An 18145-nucleotide genomic window follows, 5' to 3' on the forward strand; every position below is an offset into this window, starting at 1 on the left:
TTTAGAATAAATTAGATTTGCCAGTTAATTAGCTTATCTTTTTGGGCTTGCAATAACTCATTCGTTTGTGAGAAATGCTTACAACCAAAAAAGCCTCTATGCGCCGAAAGCGGCGATGGGTGCGGCCCTTTTAAAACATGATGGCGAGCGCTATCTATGCCTTTACCTTTTTTTTGTGCATGTGCCCCCCATAAAATAAATACCACACCTTCGCAGTGCTTATTAATATGGGCAATTACATTATCGGTAAATTGCTCCCATCCTAAATGCTTATGTGAATGCGCTTGCCCTTGCTCCACGGTCAATACTGTATTGAGTAAAAACACGCCCTGATCTGCCCAGCTTTGCAGGTAACCATGCTCAGGAATAATAAACCCGCTGATATCGACAGCTAACTCTTTGTACATATTTTTAAGCGACGGTGGCAGCTTTTTTACATCAGGCAATACCGAAAAACACAAGCCATGCGCTTGCCCTTCCCCGTGGTATGGGTCTTGTCCTAAAATTACAACGCGGATGTCATTAAGTGCGGTGGCATCAAAAGCACTAAATACTTGAGCTTCAGGCGGGTAAACAGCAACACCTTCATTGCGGCGATTAGCCACATACTCTAACGTTTGCTGCATGTAAGGTTGCTGTAATTCACTTTCTAAAAATGTAGCCCAATTGCTCATTGTGTACTCTTAATCTGTTTACGTGATGCGTCTATTTTAACACACATATCCGCGAGTCCATCTAGCATGCGCGGAGTAAAACGATGTAATAAATCGGCATTTACGCTAATAAATTGATCATTTTTAACTGCTGGTACTTCTGGCCACTTTTGCCAATTAACAACCGGCTGTGGTGTTTTTGATTTTTCATCAGGGATAATAATAACTTGCGGCTTAGTAACAATAACATTTTCGATACTAATTTGCGGATAATCTGTAACGCTATCGGCAAATACATTACTTACATGGCATGTTTCAATCAGCTGATTTATCCATGTGTTTTTACTTACTGTCATCATGGGCTCAGCCCATAACTGATAAAATCCGGTAATATCTTTTTTATCTTGCTGGCTTTTAACAATCGCGTTTAGTTTTTGTGTAAATGCGCTTGCCGCTTGTTGGCTTTGCTCAATATTCCCTGTAAATTCACCAAAAGTAAGTAACTCGTGGGCTACACCCGCGATTGTGACGGGGTTACTCAAATACACTTTTATACCTAAACGCTCTATTTGGGCTAAATCTTCGCTTTGGTTTCCGCTTTTCCACGCAATTACTAAATCAGGTTTAAGCGCTAATACTTTCTCAAGCGAGATACCGTAATAACCCCCTATGCGCTCAATACTTTGGGCTTCACTTGGGTAGTCGGCGTAATCAACTGTGCCCACAATATTATCGCCCGCCCCTATGGCAAATAGGTTTTCGACAATGTGCGGTGCAAGCGCGATTATTCGCAGTTTTTTAGAATCATTAGCCAGCTCTGCAAGTGCACTGCCCGATACACAAAAAAGCAGCACCCCAATAAAAAACGCTTTAAACATTAGTAATCAAACCCTTCGAGCGCTTTTATGCCTGAGTCGAATGCATGTTTTACATTACGCACTTCACTTACTGTGTCGGCAAGGTCGGTTAAAGTACGATGTGCTGCACGCCCTGTAATAATAACTGACTGCATGGGTGGGCGGTTATTAAGGGCTGTTACTACTTCATCTAAATCAACGTAGCCGTAAGTCACCATATACGTAAGCTCATCAAGTAATACTAAATCAATACTGCTATCAGCAAGCATACGTTTTGACTCTTGCCATGTTGCCTGCGCGGCTGCAGTATCGGCTTCTTTATTTTGCGTATCCCAAGTAAAACCGGTGTTCATTACAACAAACTCAACACCTGCACCTTGTAATAAATTACGCTCGCCACATTCCCACGTACCTTTAATATATTGGCAAACGGCTGCTTTTTTACCATGTCCAACGCAGCGTGCTACAACGCCAAAGCCTGAGGTTGATTTACCTTTACCATTACCGGTAATTACCTGAAAAATACCTTTTACATCTTGTGCGGCGGCAACACGTGCATCCACTTGTTCTTTTACTTTTTGTTGGCGCTGCTTATGCTTATCGTTGTTTTGTTCAGTCATTATTGTGCCCTTCATAAATCGAGATAATTTGCTGTATGTTTAAATGCGTTTCGCACATGGTTGCTAATCGTTCTAACTGCTGCTCGCGGTGAGCGGCAATACTAATTGGGTTAATTGAGGCGCTTGGTTTTACCCATTTTAAAATTTGCGATGTAGCATCGGCTTCATCAAATAAGCCATGTAAATAAGTGCCCGCAATGGCGTTATCATCGCTAATAAAGCCATCAAACGTAAAGCCATGTGGGTGGCTTTCATCAAAGGTTAAAAATGGCTTATTAAGCGCTGCACCTTGGCTAATCCCTACATGTATTTCGTAACCACTACAGGGTGTTGATTGGTTATTTAAAAGCAGTGTAGCGGTTATTTTAGTTAATACTTTTTGTGTTGTTAGCGTGGTTTCAAAATCGCACAGAGCAAGCCCATTTACTTGCTTTAATGATGACTCAATACCCTCGGGATCGTTGAGCGTATTGCCCAGCATTTGCATGCCGCCACAAATACCAAGTACTTTACCACCATAGCGTAAGTGGCGCTTAATTTGAGTGTCCCAGCCTTCATTTTTCAAAAAACTTAAATCACCCAGCACATTTTTACTGCCTGGGAGAATTATCAGATCAACGTCTGGGATCGTTTGCGTATGGCGCACATAATTTATATTAATGTTTGGGTGCAAACGCAGTGCATCAAAATCGGTGTGGTTACTAATGTGGGGTACAAGCAGCACTGCAATATTAATTGTGGCGTTAGTTACGTTATTATCAATTGCGACGGCGTCTTCAGCATCAAGCGCAAGGTCGTGTAAATAAGGTAATACGCCAAGTACGGGTTTGTTTGTGTATTCTTCAAGCCAATCAAGCCCGCCTTGCAGCAAACCTATATCGCCTCTAAAGCGGTTTATAACAAAACCCTTTACGCGCGCTTGTTCTGACTCGCTTAACAACGCAAGCGTACCTACCAAGTGTGCAAATACGCCGCCTTTATCAATATCAGCAATTATAATTACTGGGCAATCTACCTCTTCGGCGTAGCCCATGTTAGCAATATCGTTTTCACGCAGATTTATTTCAGCAGGGCTCCCAGCCCCTTCAACAAGGAGTAATTCAAAGCGTTTAGCTAAGCGGTTATGTGAAGTAATTACTGCATCCATCGCCACTTTTTTATAGTCGTGATATTTGCCCGCTTCCATATTACTAACGGCTTTTCCGTGAATAATCACTTGTGCGCCCGTGTCGCTATTAGGCTTAAGTAATATAGGGTTAAAGTCTATTTCTGGCTCTACTTTAGCTGCTATTGCTTGCAAAGCTTGCGCACGACCAATTTCGCCGCCATCTTTTGTTACTGCGCTATTAAGTGCCATATTTTGTGGTTTAAAAGGCGCAACCTTTACCCCTCGCTTAGCAAACACCCTGCAAAGGGCAGCAACTAAAGTGCTTTTACCAGCATCTGATGTAGTGCCTTGCACCATTAAGGTTTTCATGGAATTACACCCTTCGCTTTCTAAAAAACAATAAACTCAAAAAGAACACGCTACCAATAGCTGCAGTAATAACACCTACGGGCAGTTCTTGGTTTTTCAGCAATGAGCGCGAAAGTACATCAACCCACACCATAAATGTACCGCCCACCAAGCTGGTTACCAGTAAGCCAGCGATGGTGCCTTGGGATATAAAAAAGCGCACAATATGCGGCACCATTAATCCTACAAACCCAATACCACCACACATAGCCACCAGCACAGCGGTAATTAATGAGCTCAACACCAGCATAAGTATTCTAAAGCGCTGAACCCTAACACCTAATGTAATTGCGCTTTCATCGCCAAGTAACATAGCATTTAGCTGCCTTCTAAAGCTCAGCATTACAAACGTACACAATGTGATTACCAATAAAGGCAAACTAAGCGTAGCCCACTGTGCACGAGCAAAGCTGCCCAGTGTCCAAAATAAAATAGCGGCTACCGCCTGAGGATCGCTCCAATAAAGTAACAAGCTGGTAAATGCACTAAATAAAAACGACAGCGCAACACCAGCTAATAGCATTGATTCTACCTGTGCACTTTGCTGCCTACCTGCAATAAGTATTAATAAACTCATGGCAAGTAAGCTACCTAATAACGCTGCTGCCGATAACATAAAACCTGCGCTAATACCTGCTAATGCCATAAGTAACACCACGCCAAATGAGGCACCCGACGATATACCAAATAAGTAAGGATCGGCTAAAGGGTTACGCGTTACCGTTTGTAAAATAAGCCCCGCAATTGCTAAGCCAGAGCCGGCTAAAAAGGCGAGTAATGTGCGTGGCATTCTTAGTTCAAAAATAATACGCGAATTAAAAGACGCATCATTTGAGAGTAAAAAGCTATTAAATACATCTTGAAGTGAGGTCTCTGCTGCGCCAAAACTAAGTGCTGCAAATAAGCTAAATAAAGCAGCTGCAGCACTGATAAATAGCGCAAGTGATTGGCGAGTATTAACTGCGCTCATATTATTCGTAACCATAAAAGTAAGTGATATGAGGGATGCTATTTCCCGACTCCGATATTTGCGGGTGGTTATTTACTTGAGCGCAGACACCAAAAACGTCGCCTAGCATGTTTTCGGTTAATACCTCACTTGGCGTGCCTGTATGTGTAATTTCACCATTTTTAATAATCACTAGTTCATCGCACATTGCAGAAGCTAAGTTTAAATCGTGAAACGATGCAAACACCGTTACACCCAACGATTTAGCAAGCTCCATTACCTGTATTTGGTATTTAACATCTAAATGGCTAGTTGGTTCGTCCATTATTAACAACTGAGGTTGCTGAACTATGGCGCGGGCTATCAAGGCACGTTGCTTTTCACCACCCGAAAGTGACTCAAAGCTTTGATCGATATGATCTGCCAACCCTACAGTGTTGATAGCTTGGGTAATTTTTTGTTTATCAATGTTAGTTACTGAGCTAAATAGCGATTTATGAGGCGTTAGCCCAAGTGCAATAACATCAAATACGCTTAAGTTAAATTGCGACGGGGTTTCTTGTAAAACAACCGCTACTTTTTTTGCGTACTCATCGCTTTTTAGCTGCCAAATATCGGTGTTGTTAAACTCTACAACGCCATCACTGGGTTTATTAAAACGATATAAACAACGCAATAAGCTCGATTTACCTGCGCCATTAGGTCCAATTAAACCAACAAATTTACCTGTGGTTATTTTAAGGTTTATTTTTTTGAGGATCGTTTTATTGCCAATACCCCACGATACGTTTTTAACGTTTAGTAATGGTATATTTAATGGCGTTTGAGTGTGCAATAGTCAGTCCTAGACGGGATTAAACTCACTAAAATGCGATAAAAATACTAATGCACTACAAGAAAAAATGAGTAAACCCGCTCGTTAAAAGAATTTATACCAATTGCATTAAATTAGTGATTTATTATAGCGACAAAGAAATAGCTTAATAACAAAGCGGAAATTATGACATATACTTGTTCTATATGAATAATTTTTAACGAAGTTAGTAAGTTATTTAATTCGCTAGAAAGATCATGTTTTTAATAAAATTGGTATTATACCATTTGTATCTGACTTAAAGCTTTGCGCTAATTACAGTTGCGGGAACAGTCGAGGACTCGCACCTCATTCCAAATGAAGCTCTATTATGGGCGGCTAAGTAAATAATTTAAAGCAAAAAAAACCGCACTCAAAAGAGCGCGGTTAAAAAGGGAGTGTTTTAACTAATTTAGCGAATAGTTAAAACTTGTATTCCATACCTAAGCCTACGTAGTCTTGGTCAACGTTGTTGTCCATGTCGAAGCTTGAGTAAAAGCCAAATACTTTAATGTTTTTATTTAATTTGTGATCAAGACCAACTGATATTGCTGACTTATCGTCGCTGTCGTCAAAGTCCATGTCTTGGTATTGTACTTTAAATGTGTTGTTACCCATGCTGTAAGCTGCATTTAATAGATAACCATCCGCTTCTGCGCTGCCGTCAACTTTTTCTTGTGTTTGGTACATTGCACCTAACTTAAAGTTTTCAACTTTACCTTGGATTGACGCGCGTACTACATCGTAGCCATTTACTTCACTATCGGCTGCGATAGAGGCATATACTGCGCTCTTTTTAAGTGCCACGTCACCGTAAGTAACCGCCATTGAGTAACCGTTATCAGCGTCTACATCATCTTCAGCTACAAAAGTAGCAAGTACTTTAAAACCTTCGTATGAGTTTGATGAATAACTAACAGTATTCCCTAAACGGTTTTCACCTTTAAATACATTTTTAATATCGCCTTCAAGGTCGTTAAACAAGTCTAACTTACCTTGAGATTGTTTAAGCGCAGTATCGTTACGACCAATAACCACTTGGCCAAACGCACCTTTTAAACCAACGTATTGGTTACGCGCAGAAATATTGTCGTCGTTATCGCCTTTTGAATCAGCATCAGACACATCAACTTGAAACTCAAACTTATATACCGCTTCTAAACTATCATTTATTTTTTCAGAACCTTTAACACCAAGACGAGATGCATTACTTTTTATCTCAGTAAAAGATCCTTCGCCGTCATCAGATGATTGCACTGTTACATTCGCTTTACCGTAAATGTCTACATCGGCAAGTGCATTAAAAGATAAACCACTTAATAGTGCTAAGCATAAGCTCGATTTTACAAATTTCATGTTATTTCCTTGGATAATCACAAAAGACTAATTTTTAAAACTGCTGCATTTTGTCACCGCTAAATGACAGTAATATTACAATGGAAATATTAATGTCTTTTTTTATTAATAAAAATGCATTAAATTTGAAATCAAAATAACATGAAAGCCTAATAAACGGCCGAACTTACTTACTTTTCTTTAATGACAAGCTTGGGGTCATTTGCGATAGTAAATTAACTAAGGTTTCTATTAACTCTTTTTGCTCGTTGTCTCTGTGATACGCTATAAACACGTCTCGCGAGGTATTTTCTACATCTTTAACATGAAACAGTTCACCTTTTTCTAAATGCCCTTCTACCAATACTTGAGGTATAAATGCACTGCCGCCACATTGCAGTATTAAATCAAGTGCAATACGTCCTGTGCTGGTTCTAAAATAAGGCGGTGTTTTACCGGTAAACTGACGCGCATGCCAAAGTGAGAAAGTAGTTCCCCAATCAACATATACATACTGATTATCAAAAAAGTTTTCGTTCGTTGCAGTGTCGTATCCGCTTACGGGAATGATTGGCAACTCACAGATTCGCTCTACCACTAGCTCGTCTACTTTTGGTGGATCAAACAATATTGCCAAATCAAGCGTGCGTTCTAATAACAGCCGAGTGCTTTCTTGTTGTGCTTTAACTTCTGCGACTAATGACACGCCCGGCATCGCTGATACAATATTTGTTATACCAAACTGTAAAAAAGCATCCCAAATATTGGGCGTTCCTGCTAAGCTAATTTGCTTATGCATATTATCGGCAAGCGCAACATCCACTTTGGCGCGTTGCATGCCCGTAATAATCATTTGTGCATGGGGTAATAAACGCTCGCCAGGTGCTGTAAGTTGAATGTTATTACGCTGGCGAATAAACAAATTAACACCAAGTCCTTGCTCTAATTGGCGAATTCTAAAGCTCACTGCAGACTGCGTAATATAAAGGTTTTCGGCCGCTTTACCAAAGTGACGCGTACGCACTACCTCAACAAATGTTTTTAATAAATCGATATCCAATTTTTTATCCTCACGATAAAAATAATTTGTTTAATAAATTGCCAAACTTGCATCATACTCCAGCTAATTACTAAGGTATGAGGATAAAGCTATGAGCAATAACATTTCATTACTACGCCAAGCATTTGTTAGCCAACGTCAATTTTATGATGATCAAAACTTTCCACGAGGCTTTAGCCGCAGCGGAAACTTCACCTTATTAGAAGCCAGCATACTTGAACAACACGGAGTTGTTTTAAAAGGCTTATACAGTAAAACAATTGAGCCGCAAAACGAACACCAAGAACAGTTTGTAGCAGTCGTAACTGGCTCACAAGAACCTACCAACCCAATCGAACGAGCTTGGGTAAAATACTTAAAACTAACGACCTGCAAAACTAAGTTTCATACTTTATTTGGCCGTTCAAAAATGTCGAGCTCGGCGCCGATTAGCCAAGAGTATTATTCAGAAGCGGATAATCTGTAAGTATTTAAGTTATTTGCTTTTTTGCGTTTTAACAGTTACAACTTGTATAAGCAAATATTTTTGCAAAATATATATAGGGTTGTTCCGTGACGCGAAAAATACTAATAGTTGAAGATACACCTGCCATGGCGCGAGTGCAAAAGCACATCGCGCTTAAGGCTGGTTATGAAGTTGATATAGCTGAGTCATTAGCGCAAACAAAAGAGCTTATAAGTAAAAATAGCTATTTTTGCGCTGTAGTTGACTTTATATTACCTGATGCCCCATTAGGTGAGGCTGTACCTTGTACTATTAATGCAGACATTCCAACTATTGTAATGACGGGCAATATTGATAAAAAAACTCGCGACACTGTAGAAAAATACCCAATCATCGATTACATCATTAAAGAAAATAAACAAGCTTATCAGTACCTCGAAAAACAGTTACAGCGCCTGCCTCGCAACGAAAATGTAAAAGTACTCGTTGTTGACGACTCTAAATCGACCCGACGATACATTTGTAGTTTATTAGTGCGCCATAAGTATCAAATTATTGAAGCGCAAGACGGACAAGAAGCGTTAAACCTGCTTGAAGCTTCACCTGATATTTCAGTTATTATTACTGATAATGAAATGCCCAACATGAATGGCGATGAACTATGTAGCGAGATTCGCCGCTTATATAGCAATGATGAAAAAGCTATTATTGGTATTTCGGGTTCTGACTCTGTAGGGCTTTCTAGTTTATTTTTAAAAAATGGCGCAAACGATTATTTGCACAAACCTTTTAATAGCGAAGAGTTTTACTGCAGGCTTAGTCAAAACGTCGATATGTTAGACCTTATAGCCACCATAAGGCGACAAGCCAACACGGATTATTTAACTAATTTACCAAATCGTCGTTACTTTTTTGAAGAAGCTGAAAAATCATTAAAGCAAATAAAACATATTAAAGGTGACGGTACTTTAGCTATGCTTGATATTGATCACTTTAAATCAATTAACGATACATACGGACACGATGTTGGCGACGAAGTATTAAAAGGGCTCTCTATTTGCTTCAGTAAATACTTTAAAAAGCACTTAGTAGCGCGCTTAGGCGGTGAAGAGTTTGCAGTTTATTTTATAGATGCAGATAAACAAGAAGCCCTTAAACGCCTTGAAGGCTTTAGGTATTTTATAGAAATGAATAGCCAAGAGTTTAGTAAAGCTAAAATAAAATTCACCATTTCTATTGGCTTTGCAAACGGGCCTGTTTATCAAATTGATGAACTTTTAAAACAGGCCGACTTAAAGCTTTACGACGCTAAAGAATCTGGTCGTAATAAAGTAGTTAGTTAACCATTTTATTAGTTAATTATACTTCTGCGGCTGTAATAGCCGCTTTTTTACGTTTGCGTGATTGATGGTAAGAGTCCCAACTAAAAATAGCCAGAGCACTCCAAATACATGCAAATGTTACTACACGCTCTGCATCAAACACTTCACCATAAAACACCACAGCGAGTATAAACATTAAGCTTGGCCCAATGTATTGAAAAAAGCCAAGTGTAGTATATTGCAAACGCTTAGCTGCACCGGTAAAACACAGCAGTGGTAATGTAGTTACAATACCTGCACTAATCAGTAGTACATTAGTATGCCAATCATTAGCTGGCAGGCTTGATGTTGCTGTAGGCACCATTAACCACCAATAAATAAGTGCGACAGGCAGTAATATAAGTGCTTCGAGTAAAATGCCAGGCAAGGCTTCAACCGGTAACTTTTTACGTAATAAACCATAAAGTGCAAATGATATAGCCAGTGAAAAGGCAACTACCGGAAACGAGCCAAAACTAATTAGCTGCAGCACTACACCGCTAAAGGCAAGGGCTACTGCTACGCCTTGGAACTTACGCAGGCGTTCGCCTAAAAAAAGCATACCCAGTAATACATTTAAAAGAGGATTTATGTAATAGCCCAAGCTTGCATCAAGCATGTGGTTATTATTTATAGCCCATATAAATAAACCCCAATTAAACCCAAGCAGTGCAGAGGTGATAACAAGCATAAGCAAAAGCTTAGGTTGAACGATAATGCGTTTAATTTTACCCCAATACCGTAAAACACTTACTACCAATACTAAAAACACAACCGACCAAATAACCCGATGCATTAAAATTTCAAAAGCAGAAACATGCTGAATCAACTTAAAGTATATTGGCGCAAGGCCCCACATTAAAAAAGCAAGACAAGCAAAAATAGCACCTTTACGCTGCTCAGTATCAATCGACATAATACACACTTAGTGATTTAAAAGGCCGCTAGTTTACTTGCCATACGCGTTTTATCCAACTAAATACGTGCCGGTTCCAAAAGCAATTTGAACAGACTGTTCGTTATGTAATTCCATTCTGCATACACATACTTTATTACCTGAACGAATAAGTGTTGCGCTGGCAGTAAAGCTCTCTCCTTTACCAGGGCGCAAATAATCAGTACGTAAGTCGATAGTCCCAAGCGTGGCTAATTTTGTTTGCACGCTTGTAATATCTAAATCGGTGAGTTTATCAATTACACTTGCTGCAGCGAGCATACCGCCTACATTATCAAGTACGGCTGAAATAACACCACCATGGAGTATTTTTTGCGCAGGATTACCAATGAGTACATCCTGCCACGGGAACGTAATTTTAGCCTGTTCAGGACTTAACGACTCAACCGATATTTTTAAAAACTGGTTAAACGGCATGCCATTCACAAATAACGCACCTACTTGTTCAATTAACATTTCTTTATTCATTATTATTCTCTATGTCAAAACAGGTAAGATGAGTAAAACATACATAGTGTAAAACTACGAGACTCCACTTAAATAATTTATCAAGTAACTCAGCTAAAGACATCTCACTAAAAAACCACTAAAATACCCGCCAATGAATACATCAACTCTACCTTCTAGCACCCTTGTGCGTAAACCCGAAACTGTCCTCAAACAAGTGTTTGGCTACAGTGAATTTCGCGACGGTCAAAAAGCAGTTATTGATGCCGCTATTAACGGTCAAGACTCGCTTGTATTGCTTCCTACTGGCGGCGGAAAATCGGTGTGCTACCAAATCCCTGCTTTAGTACTCGAAGGCGTAACCATTGTTATATCTCCGCTTATATCGCTAATGCAAGATCAGGTAACGCAACTGCAAGCTCTTGGGGTAAAAGCCGCTTACGTTAATAACAGCTTAGCACGAGAAGAACAGCAATTGGTGTATCAACAGCTTCATCAGGGGCAAATTAAGCTCTTATATGTGGCGCCTGAAAAAGTATTACAACACGAATTTTTAGAGCGTTTATCGCATTTAAATGTGAGTTTATTTGCTATTGACGAAGCGCACTGTGTGTCGCATTGGGGTCATGACTTTAGACCTCATTACTTTCGCTTAAACGAATTAAAGCAACGTTTTGCACATGTCCCAATGATGGCATTAACCGCCACCGCCGATAAAGCCACACGGTTTGATATAGTTGAGCAATTAAAACTACAACAGCCTTATATTCATACTGGCAGCTTTGATCGCCCCAATATTCGTTACACCATAGAAGAAAAATTTAAACCTATGGTGCAATTGCTTCGCTACCTAAAGGAGCAAAAAAGCCAAAGCGGTATTATTTATTGCACCAGCCGTAAACGCGTAGACGACATTGCTGAAAAGCTTGCAGATGCAGGACTAAACGCTGCCGCTTATCATGCTGGTATGAGTAACGAGCAACGACAATTTGTACAAACCGGGTTTGCCCGTGACGATATACAAATAGTGGTCGCAACCGTTGCTTTTGGTATGGGCATAAACAAGCCTAATGTGCGTTTTGTACTGCATTACGATATTCCAAAAAGTATAGAGTCGTACTATCAAGAAACTGGTCGAGCTGGGCGAGATGGACTTGCCGCAGAAGCTATAATGTATTTTGACCCAGCTGATATAGGTCGCGTAAGGCGCTTTTTTGAAGACATAGACGACGAACAACGCCGCCGCGTAGAAGAACAACGCTTTAACGCAATGGCAAGCTTTGCCGAAGCGCAAACATGTCGTCGTCAAATATTACTTAACTATTTTAGTGAATATCAACGCGAACCTTGTGGCAACTGCGATATTTGCTTAAATCCGCCAAAAAGCTTTGATGGTACGTTAGTCGCTCAGCAAGCACTTTCGTGTGTGTACAGAGCGGGACAACGTTTTGGACTAGGTTATATTGTTGAATTACTTCGCGGTGCAAACACGAGCCGCATCCGCGATAATAATCATCATGAGTTAAGTACCTACGGCATAGGTAAAGATAAAAGCAGTGAGTTTTGGCTCAGTATTTTACGCCAACTTATTCATCAAGGCTTACTTAGCCAAGATATAACACAAGGTGCGTCACTTAGATTAACAGAAGCCGCGCGTGTAATTTTAAAAGGTGAATACGCACTGCAATTAGCCGAGCCACGCCTGCAAGCCAAACACGTTTATCAAGATAAGTTAGCGCAATTTAATTACGACAAAAAACTCTTTGCTCGCCTGCGCGCACTTCGTAAAGAACTTGCTGATGCCGACGATGTGCCACCTTATGTAGTATTTAATGATAAAACGTTAGCCGAAATGGCGCAGCTTATGCCAACAAACGACAGTGAATTTTTAAAGGTCTCAGGTGTTGGTTTTACTAAGTTAAATAAGTACGGCGGCGAATTTTTAACGGCAATTCGACATTACCTAGCTACTAATTAAGAGCATTATGACCCAAATAGAATATGACCATACACACAAATGTATTTTGATTAATCCCATTGAGCTACCAAACGATGAAGACTTTGAGCTGTGGAGTACATTATTTTTACACTCAGACGAAGTAACACTCAACGAATATTCTGCAGGCGCCGATCGCCATCAAGTTCGCTTTACCTATAATCATCAAACCTTTAATTTAAACTATGAGCATTACAGCCAAAGCATCTGGATTAATGCCGAAGGTCATGAAGCTGAACACTTACTCGCCGCTTTAGCATTTTATTTAAGCTAGCTTTTAATGCCTAGCGCATAGGTCGCTGCAAACCAGCTGGCTATTAACAAAAGTGAATATGGGTAACAATTAATTAATTTCAAAATCCATACCTTTTACTTACATTATAATAACAATGATGTAAGCTGATATTACGATAGTCATTTGCTACGTAGCAGTAAGAGGTTTAATGGTGAGCAAGAAATGGATAGCACAATGTTGTATTAGTTTAACGGTTTTAAGCTTTTATGTGCCTAAAACGTTCGCACAACAATCTTCAATGAAAACTGATAACTGCCTTGTAGAACAGACAGATTTAAGCACAAATAAAAACCTACGCCGAGAAGTTCAAGACAAAACAACCCTCACGCACAGTAATAGTAACGCTAAAATAGCCTCAATAAAGCTCAAGCAACTTAATGTATTTAATACTGAGCTTGAAGAGGAAAATAATGCTTTATTCCGTTTTGCTAATCGCGCTCACATTCAAACAGAGCCCGATGTCATTAATAACCTTTTATTATTCTCCCCAGGTGACAAGTACGACGCTAAAAAGCTCGCAGAATCTGAGCGTTTACTTCGTAAAGAAAGCTACTTATATGATGCACAAATTAGTGCTACCGAAAACTGCGACGGCGACGTTAATGTAGAAGTGGTTACCCGTGATTTATGGACACTTTTACCTGAAGTGAACTTTAGTCGAAGCGGTGGAGAAAACAAATCGAGTATAGGTTTTAGAGAATCTAACCTGCTTGGGTGGGGTAAGCGCCTTTCTTTTTCGCGCACCACTGACAGCGATCGCAGCGGTTACTTATTTGTTTACGACGATCCGAATATTTTATCTACTCGCTACCGAGGCCGTTTAGAGTACGCCGATAACAGCGACGGCAAGCGCCATTTGCTTGAGCTAACCTATCCATTTTACGCAATTGACACCCCCTTTAGTTACGGTATTTTAAGCTATTCTGAGCAGCGCGAAGAGTCACTATATAAACGCGGCGAAGAGTTTAGCGAATTTGATCAAACTACCGATTTAAACCGTGTATTTATAGGACACTCTAAAGCGCTTAATAATAATTGGACCCAGCGACTAACGTTAGGCTATACCGATGAGCAACATACCTTTGAAGCTGTAGACACTACACTTGCACCACTTGCCGATGACAGAAGCTTAAGTTATCCCTTTATAAGCGGCCATTGGTTTGAAGATAACTACATAAAAGTACGCAACTTCGACAGTATATCTCGCACTGAGGATTTAAATTTAGGTTGGAATATTAAAAGCTTAATTGGCTATTCAGATGAGTCCTTAAGTAATGACGACAGCCGCGCGGTGTATTCTTTTAACTTTAAAAAAGCCCACTTTACTAACGATAATACTTTATGGCGTTTTAGTGCTGATATTGATGGCTATTGGAATAAAGAACAGAAAAAACTCGAAAACTTTATGGCCACCAGCCAAGTACAATATTATTTAAATACCAGTGAAGACCAATCTTGGTATGTTAAAGCCCGCGTGCAATACGCCAAAAACCTGACTGCTGATCAACAGCTTACTTTAGGTGGCGAAACAGGCCTGCGTGGTTACCCGATGGATTATCAACATGGCGATCGCAGCTTTTTAGTTAATTTAGAAAAGCGCTATTACTGGGAGTACGATTTACTGCAACTATTTAAAGTGGGTGGCGCAGCTTTTGTAGATGTAGGCAGAGCATGGTTTAACGATGAAGATAACGGTGAAAATGCACATGTATTGAAAAATGTAGGCGTTGGTCTGCGTTTGGCACCGAGTCGCGCAAACTCAGGAACCATGATCCACATTGATATTGCCGCCCCTGTTGATAGCTACGACGATGTAGACTCAGTCCAGTGGCTAGTAAGCGTTAAAAACACTTTTTAAATAATACAAACACGTTAAACTAATACCAATTGCATTAAATTGTTATGAAAGTTCAGGACCTAATGTGGAAATAATAGAAGTTTTAGAATTGTTTGCATCACAATATAAGTTAGTTGTAACTATAATCGCTATTTTGGTTTTCCCTCTTCTATTAAAAATAACCAAAAAACTACTCGAAAAAGCGATTAAAGGCAAAGTAGATTTACACCGAAAATACCGTGCAGAGCTTTTACTAAAAATTATACTCGCCTTTGTAGTACTGTGTTTGGTTTTAGTATTTTGGGGTATAGAGCTGCGTGGTTTATTGGTTTTAGGCTCTTCTTTATTTGCCATGTTAGGGGTAGCGCTTTTTGCCGCTTGGTCATTATTGAGTAATCTCACCGCATTTTTACTGATGTTTATTCAAAACGATTGCCGCGTTGGTTATTGGGTACGAATTATTGATGGTGCGAATCATGTTGAAGGGCGCATTGTTGAAATGGGCTTAATGAATGTAGTACTTGAACATATTGATGGGCACCGTGTAATTTACCCTAACAATTTATTTGTGACCCGTCCTGTCATGGTTTTAAATAAAGAACCAAAGCCAACTAAAACCCCTGTTATAAAGCGTATTATTGGTCCTAAAAAAACATAGTTTAAAAAATTATATTCACAAAAAAGCCGCAGTAGTCAAAATACCTACTGCGGCTTTTTAATGCTTAACTAACCACAATTAAGACTAGGGCGTGTTGATCTTTGATGGTTGAATTTGCAGCAGTATGTTTGGTTTTTAGGCAAGGCAGAGCCTATGAAGTGTGGTTACTCCCCATAAATAGGCGATAACGCAGCATAAATGCCAAACATGCGCTGCCCTTCGGGTTCTGCCTAGGGGCGATAAACTCTTTGTTACTCGGTTTTTACTTAGCCCACTAGGTTACAAACCTCGCGCCGCGATTTAATCGCCCCTAGATTGAACAAATTTCAATCCGCAAAGTTAAACACGCCCTAGCTATTAGTTATTTAGTTCAGCTGTTTTAAGCTCGTCATCTAAATCATTTATCTCATCAATAAAGTTCTCTAGTTGCTGCTCTACTAAACTATTGTCGTTTGCAAAGTAAGCAAGGTGGAATACCGCATCACCTTCATTTACCAATGGCATCGTTTGCTGACCAATAACAATACCGCCTTTAGGCGCTAAAAGCTCAAGCTCAGAATCCCCTAGAGGGCTACTTATATATGCAAGCACTTGCCCTTTAGTTACATGCTCCCCTAGTGATACTTGTGCACGCACAATGCCATCAACCTCTGCACGTATCCAACTAGTAGAACCTGCAATAATAGGATCTGGTAACTTTTTAGGGCGCTTGCCACGGATCATTTTTAAATGACGCATAACATAATCAACGCCCTGCACACCTGCCGCAATAGCGATAGGGTCAAAGCGTAGCGCTTCGCCTGCTTCATAAGTAATAACAGGTATACCTAAGTTTGCGGCTTCACTGCGTAATGAACCATTACGAAGGGATGCATTTATAACCGCCGGCGTACCAAATGCTTTAGCCATTTCAGCGGTTGCTTCATCTTCTAAATTAGCGCGAATTTGCGGTAAATTAGTACGATGAATAGCGCCAGTATGCAAATCAATAATGTGAGTACAATGTACTGCCACTTGATTAAAAAACATATAAGCCATACGCCCAGCTAATGAACCACGTTCAGAACCTGGGAAACTGCGATTCATATCGCGTCTATCTGGTAAATAACGCGATTTGTGAATAAAGCCAAACACATTCACAATAGGCACAGCGATTATTGTTCCGCGCAGTTGGCTTGGATCTATTTTAGCAAGTAACTGACGCACAACTTCTACACCATTTAGCTCATCACCATGAATAGCCGCACACACCATAAGCACAGGGCCTTCCATTACACCATTAACCACTTCAATAGGAATATTAAGTGGTGAATGGGTGTAAAGCTTAGCTGCTTCTAAGGCAAGCGTTTTACGCTCGCCTACGCCTACATTTTCTCCTAATAAGGAAAAAGGACGGTTAATTTTAACCTTTGCCACGTGTTGCTGTTCCTTTACTTGAGGCATTTTTTTCGATGAAATCAATTACCATACCTGCAATATCTTTACCTGTTGCTATTTCAATGCCCTCTAAACCCGGTGATGAGTTAACTTCCATCACAAGTGGCCCACGAGATGAGCGAAGTAAATCAACTCCCGCTACATTTAAGCCCATTGATTTAGCCGCTGCTACTGCCGTTTTACGTTCCTCTGGAGTAATGCGAACTAATGTAGCGCTACCACCACGGTGAAGGTTAGAGCGGAACTCACCTTCTTGTGCTTGGCGCTTCATTGCTGCGATTACTTTGTCGCCTAGTACAAAACAACGTATGTCTGCACCACCCGCTTCTTTAATATATTCTTGAACCATAATATTGGCTTTTAAGCCCATAAACGCTTCAATAACACTTTCAGCTGCTTTGCGTGTTTCAGCAAGTACAACACCAATGCCTTGTGTGCCTTCAAGTAATTTAATTACAACAGGTGCACCGCCTACCATTTCTAGTAAGTCTTTTACGTCATCGGGTTTGCTGGCAAAACCTGTTACTGGCATACCAACGCCTTTGCGCGAAAGTAACTGAAGTGAACGTAATTTATCGCGCGAACGAGAAATAGCGACTGATTCGTTTACAGGATAAACACCCATCATTTCAAACTGACGAAGTACCGAACAGCCATAAAATGTAACCGATGCACCAATACGCGGAACAATTGCGTCAAATTCTTTTAAGTTTTCACCGCGATAGTGAATTTCTGGTTGCTCAGAGTTGATATTCATATAACAACGCAATGCATCAATCACTTTAACTTCGTGGCCGCGTGCTTCTGCTGCCTCAATTAAGCGACGTGTTGAATATAGCTTTCTGTTACGAGATAAAATACCGATTTTCAT

Annotated in this window: 18 protein-coding genes and 1 riboswitch; of the genes, 6 read left to right on the top strand and 12 right to left on the bottom strand. The window is 40.1% G+C overall.

Annotated features, from left to right (window positions below; translation table 11 throughout):
* Nucleotides 1-11 precede the first annotated feature (11 nt).
* The 8 genes from ung to H5161_RS00995 form a co-directional block, all read right to left on the bottom strand.
* Nucleotides 12-674 carry a uracil-DNA glycosylase gene (gene ung, locus H5161_RS00960; RefSeq protein ID WP_024604200.1) on the bottom strand — a complete coding sequence of 221 codons (663 nt, stop codon included), beginning with the start codon at nucleotides 672-674 and terminating at the stop codon, nucleotides 12-14.
* On the bottom strand, nucleotides 671-1531 hold the full coding sequence (locus H5161_RS00965) for a cobalamin-binding protein (RefSeq protein ID WP_182732938.1): 861 nt from the start codon (nucleotides 1529-1531) through the stop codon (nucleotides 671-673). The genes ung and H5161_RS00965 overlap by 4 nt, the downstream gene beginning before the upstream one ends.
* On the bottom strand, nucleotides 1531-2130 hold the full coding sequence (gene cobO / locus H5161_RS00970) for a cob(I)yrinic acid a,c-diamide adenosyltransferase (protein WP_007376484.1): 600 nt from the start codon (nucleotides 2128-2130) through the stop codon (nucleotides 1531-1533). Before cobO ends, H5161_RS00965 begins: the two co-directional genes overlap by 1 nt.
* Nucleotides 2123-3607, bottom strand: coding sequence for a cobyric acid synthase (locus H5161_RS00975; RefSeq protein ID WP_182738336.1), 1485 nt, complete (start codon nucleotides 3605-3607; stop codon nucleotides 2123-2125). Before H5161_RS00975 ends, cobO begins: the two co-directional genes overlap by 8 nt.
* Nucleotides 3608-3611: 4 nt before the next feature.
* Entirely contained in the window at nucleotides 3612-4616 is a 1005-nt protein-coding gene (locus H5161_RS00980; protein ID WP_182711809.1) for an iron ABC transporter permease, read from the bottom strand.
* Nucleotide 4617: 1 nt separating this feature from the next.
* Nucleotides 4618-5430: an ABC transporter ATP-binding protein gene (locus H5161_RS00985; protein ID WP_182738334.1), complete on the bottom strand. Its 813-nt coding sequence runs from the start codon at nucleotides 5428-5430 to the stop codon at nucleotides 4618-4620.
* A 245-nt stretch (nucleotides 5431-5675) separates the two neighbouring features.
* Nucleotides 5676-5810: riboswitch (cobalamin riboswitch) on the bottom strand.
* 61 nt (nucleotides 5811-5871) lie between these two features.
* Nucleotides 5872-6804, bottom strand: a complete 933-nt coding sequence (locus tag H5161_RS00990; protein WP_002961381.1) for a porin — start codon at nucleotides 6802-6804, stop codon at nucleotides 5872-5874.
* Nucleotides 6805-6970: 166 nt separating this feature from the next.
* Nucleotides 6971-7843: a LysR family transcriptional regulator gene (locus H5161_RS00995; protein WP_024596245.1), complete on the bottom strand. Its 873-nt coding sequence runs from the start codon at nucleotides 7841-7843 to the stop codon at nucleotides 6971-6973.
* Nucleotides 7844-7934: 91 nt separating this feature from the next.
* Here H5161_RS00995 and H5161_RS01000 point away from each other — a divergent pair, with 91 nt between their 5' ends.
* Together H5161_RS01000 and H5161_RS01005 are read left to right on the top strand one after the other, a co-directional pair.
* Nucleotides 7935-8309, top strand: coding sequence for a DUF413 domain-containing protein (locus tag H5161_RS01000; protein WP_182768521.1), 375 nt, complete (start codon nucleotides 7935-7937; stop codon nucleotides 8307-8309).
* Between the two features lie 86 nt (nucleotides 8310-8395).
* Nucleotides 8396-9631 (top strand): response regulator, encoded by a 1236-nt coding sequence (locus H5161_RS01005; protein WP_182768522.1) that lies wholly within the window; start codon nucleotides 8396-8398, stop codon nucleotides 9629-9631.
* 16 nt (nucleotides 9632-9647) lie between these two features.
* On the opposite strand, the gene rarD is transcribed toward H5161_RS01005, so the two are convergent.
* Together rarD and H5161_RS01015 are read right to left on the bottom strand one after the other, a co-directional pair.
* The gene (gene rarD, locus H5161_RS01010) at nucleotides 9648-10565 is read right to left on the bottom strand and encodes an EamA family transporter RarD (protein ID WP_039488332.1); all 918 of its coding nucleotides are present in this window, start codon (nucleotides 10563-10565) and stop codon (nucleotides 9648-9650) included.
* A 51-nt stretch (nucleotides 10566-10616) separates the two neighbouring features.
* Nucleotides 10617-11072 (bottom strand): thioesterase family protein, encoded by a 456-nt coding sequence (locus H5161_RS01015; protein ID WP_002961375.1) that lies wholly within the window; start codon nucleotides 11070-11072, stop codon nucleotides 10617-10619.
* A 133-nt stretch (nucleotides 11073-11205) separates the two neighbouring features.
* Between H5161_RS01015 and recQ the strand changes: the two genes are divergently transcribed.
* From recQ to H5161_RS01035, 4 genes are all read left to right on the top strand, one after another.
* On the top strand, nucleotides 11206-13029 hold the full coding sequence (recQ, locus tag H5161_RS01020; RefSeq protein WP_182768523.1) for a DNA helicase RecQ: 1824 nt from the start codon (nucleotides 11206-11208) through the stop codon (nucleotides 13027-13029).
* 7 nt (nucleotides 13030-13036) lie between these two features.
* Nucleotides 13037-13321: a DUF3630 family protein gene (locus H5161_RS01025; RefSeq protein WP_002961372.1), complete on the top strand. Its 285-nt coding sequence runs from the start codon at nucleotides 13037-13039 to the stop codon at nucleotides 13319-13321.
* A gap of 169 nt (nucleotides 13322-13490) precedes the next feature.
* Nucleotides 13491-15200: a BamA/TamA family outer membrane protein gene (locus H5161_RS01030; protein WP_182768524.1), complete on the top strand. Its 1710-nt coding sequence runs from the start codon at nucleotides 13491-13493 to the stop codon at nucleotides 15198-15200.
* A gap of 64 nt (nucleotides 15201-15264) precedes the next feature.
* Nucleotides 15265-15837 (top strand): mechanosensitive ion channel domain-containing protein, encoded by a 573-nt coding sequence (locus H5161_RS01035; RefSeq protein ID WP_138489650.1) that lies wholly within the window; start codon nucleotides 15265-15267, stop codon nucleotides 15835-15837.
* A 357-nt stretch (nucleotides 15838-16194) separates the two neighbouring features.
* Here the strand turns inward: H5161_RS01035 and H5161_RS01040 are convergent, their stop codons facing one another.
* Nucleotides 16195-17253, bottom strand: coding sequence for a succinylglutamate desuccinylase/aspartoacylase family protein (locus H5161_RS01040; protein ID WP_002961978.1), 1059 nt, complete (start codon nucleotides 17251-17253; stop codon nucleotides 16195-16197).
* Complete coding sequence (rimK, locus tag H5161_RS01045; protein ID WP_002961977.1) at nucleotides 17240-18145, bottom strand: 30S ribosomal protein S6--L-glutamate ligase; 906 nt, start codon at nucleotides 18143-18145, stop codon at nucleotides 17240-17242. Before rimK ends, H5161_RS01040 begins: the two co-directional genes overlap by 14 nt.

This window comes from Pseudoalteromonas sp. SG43-5 (assembly GCF_014164345.1).
GTDB classification, from domain to species: domain Bacteria; phylum Pseudomonadota; class Gammaproteobacteria; order Enterobacterales; family Alteromonadaceae; genus Pseudoalteromonas; species Pseudoalteromonas distincta.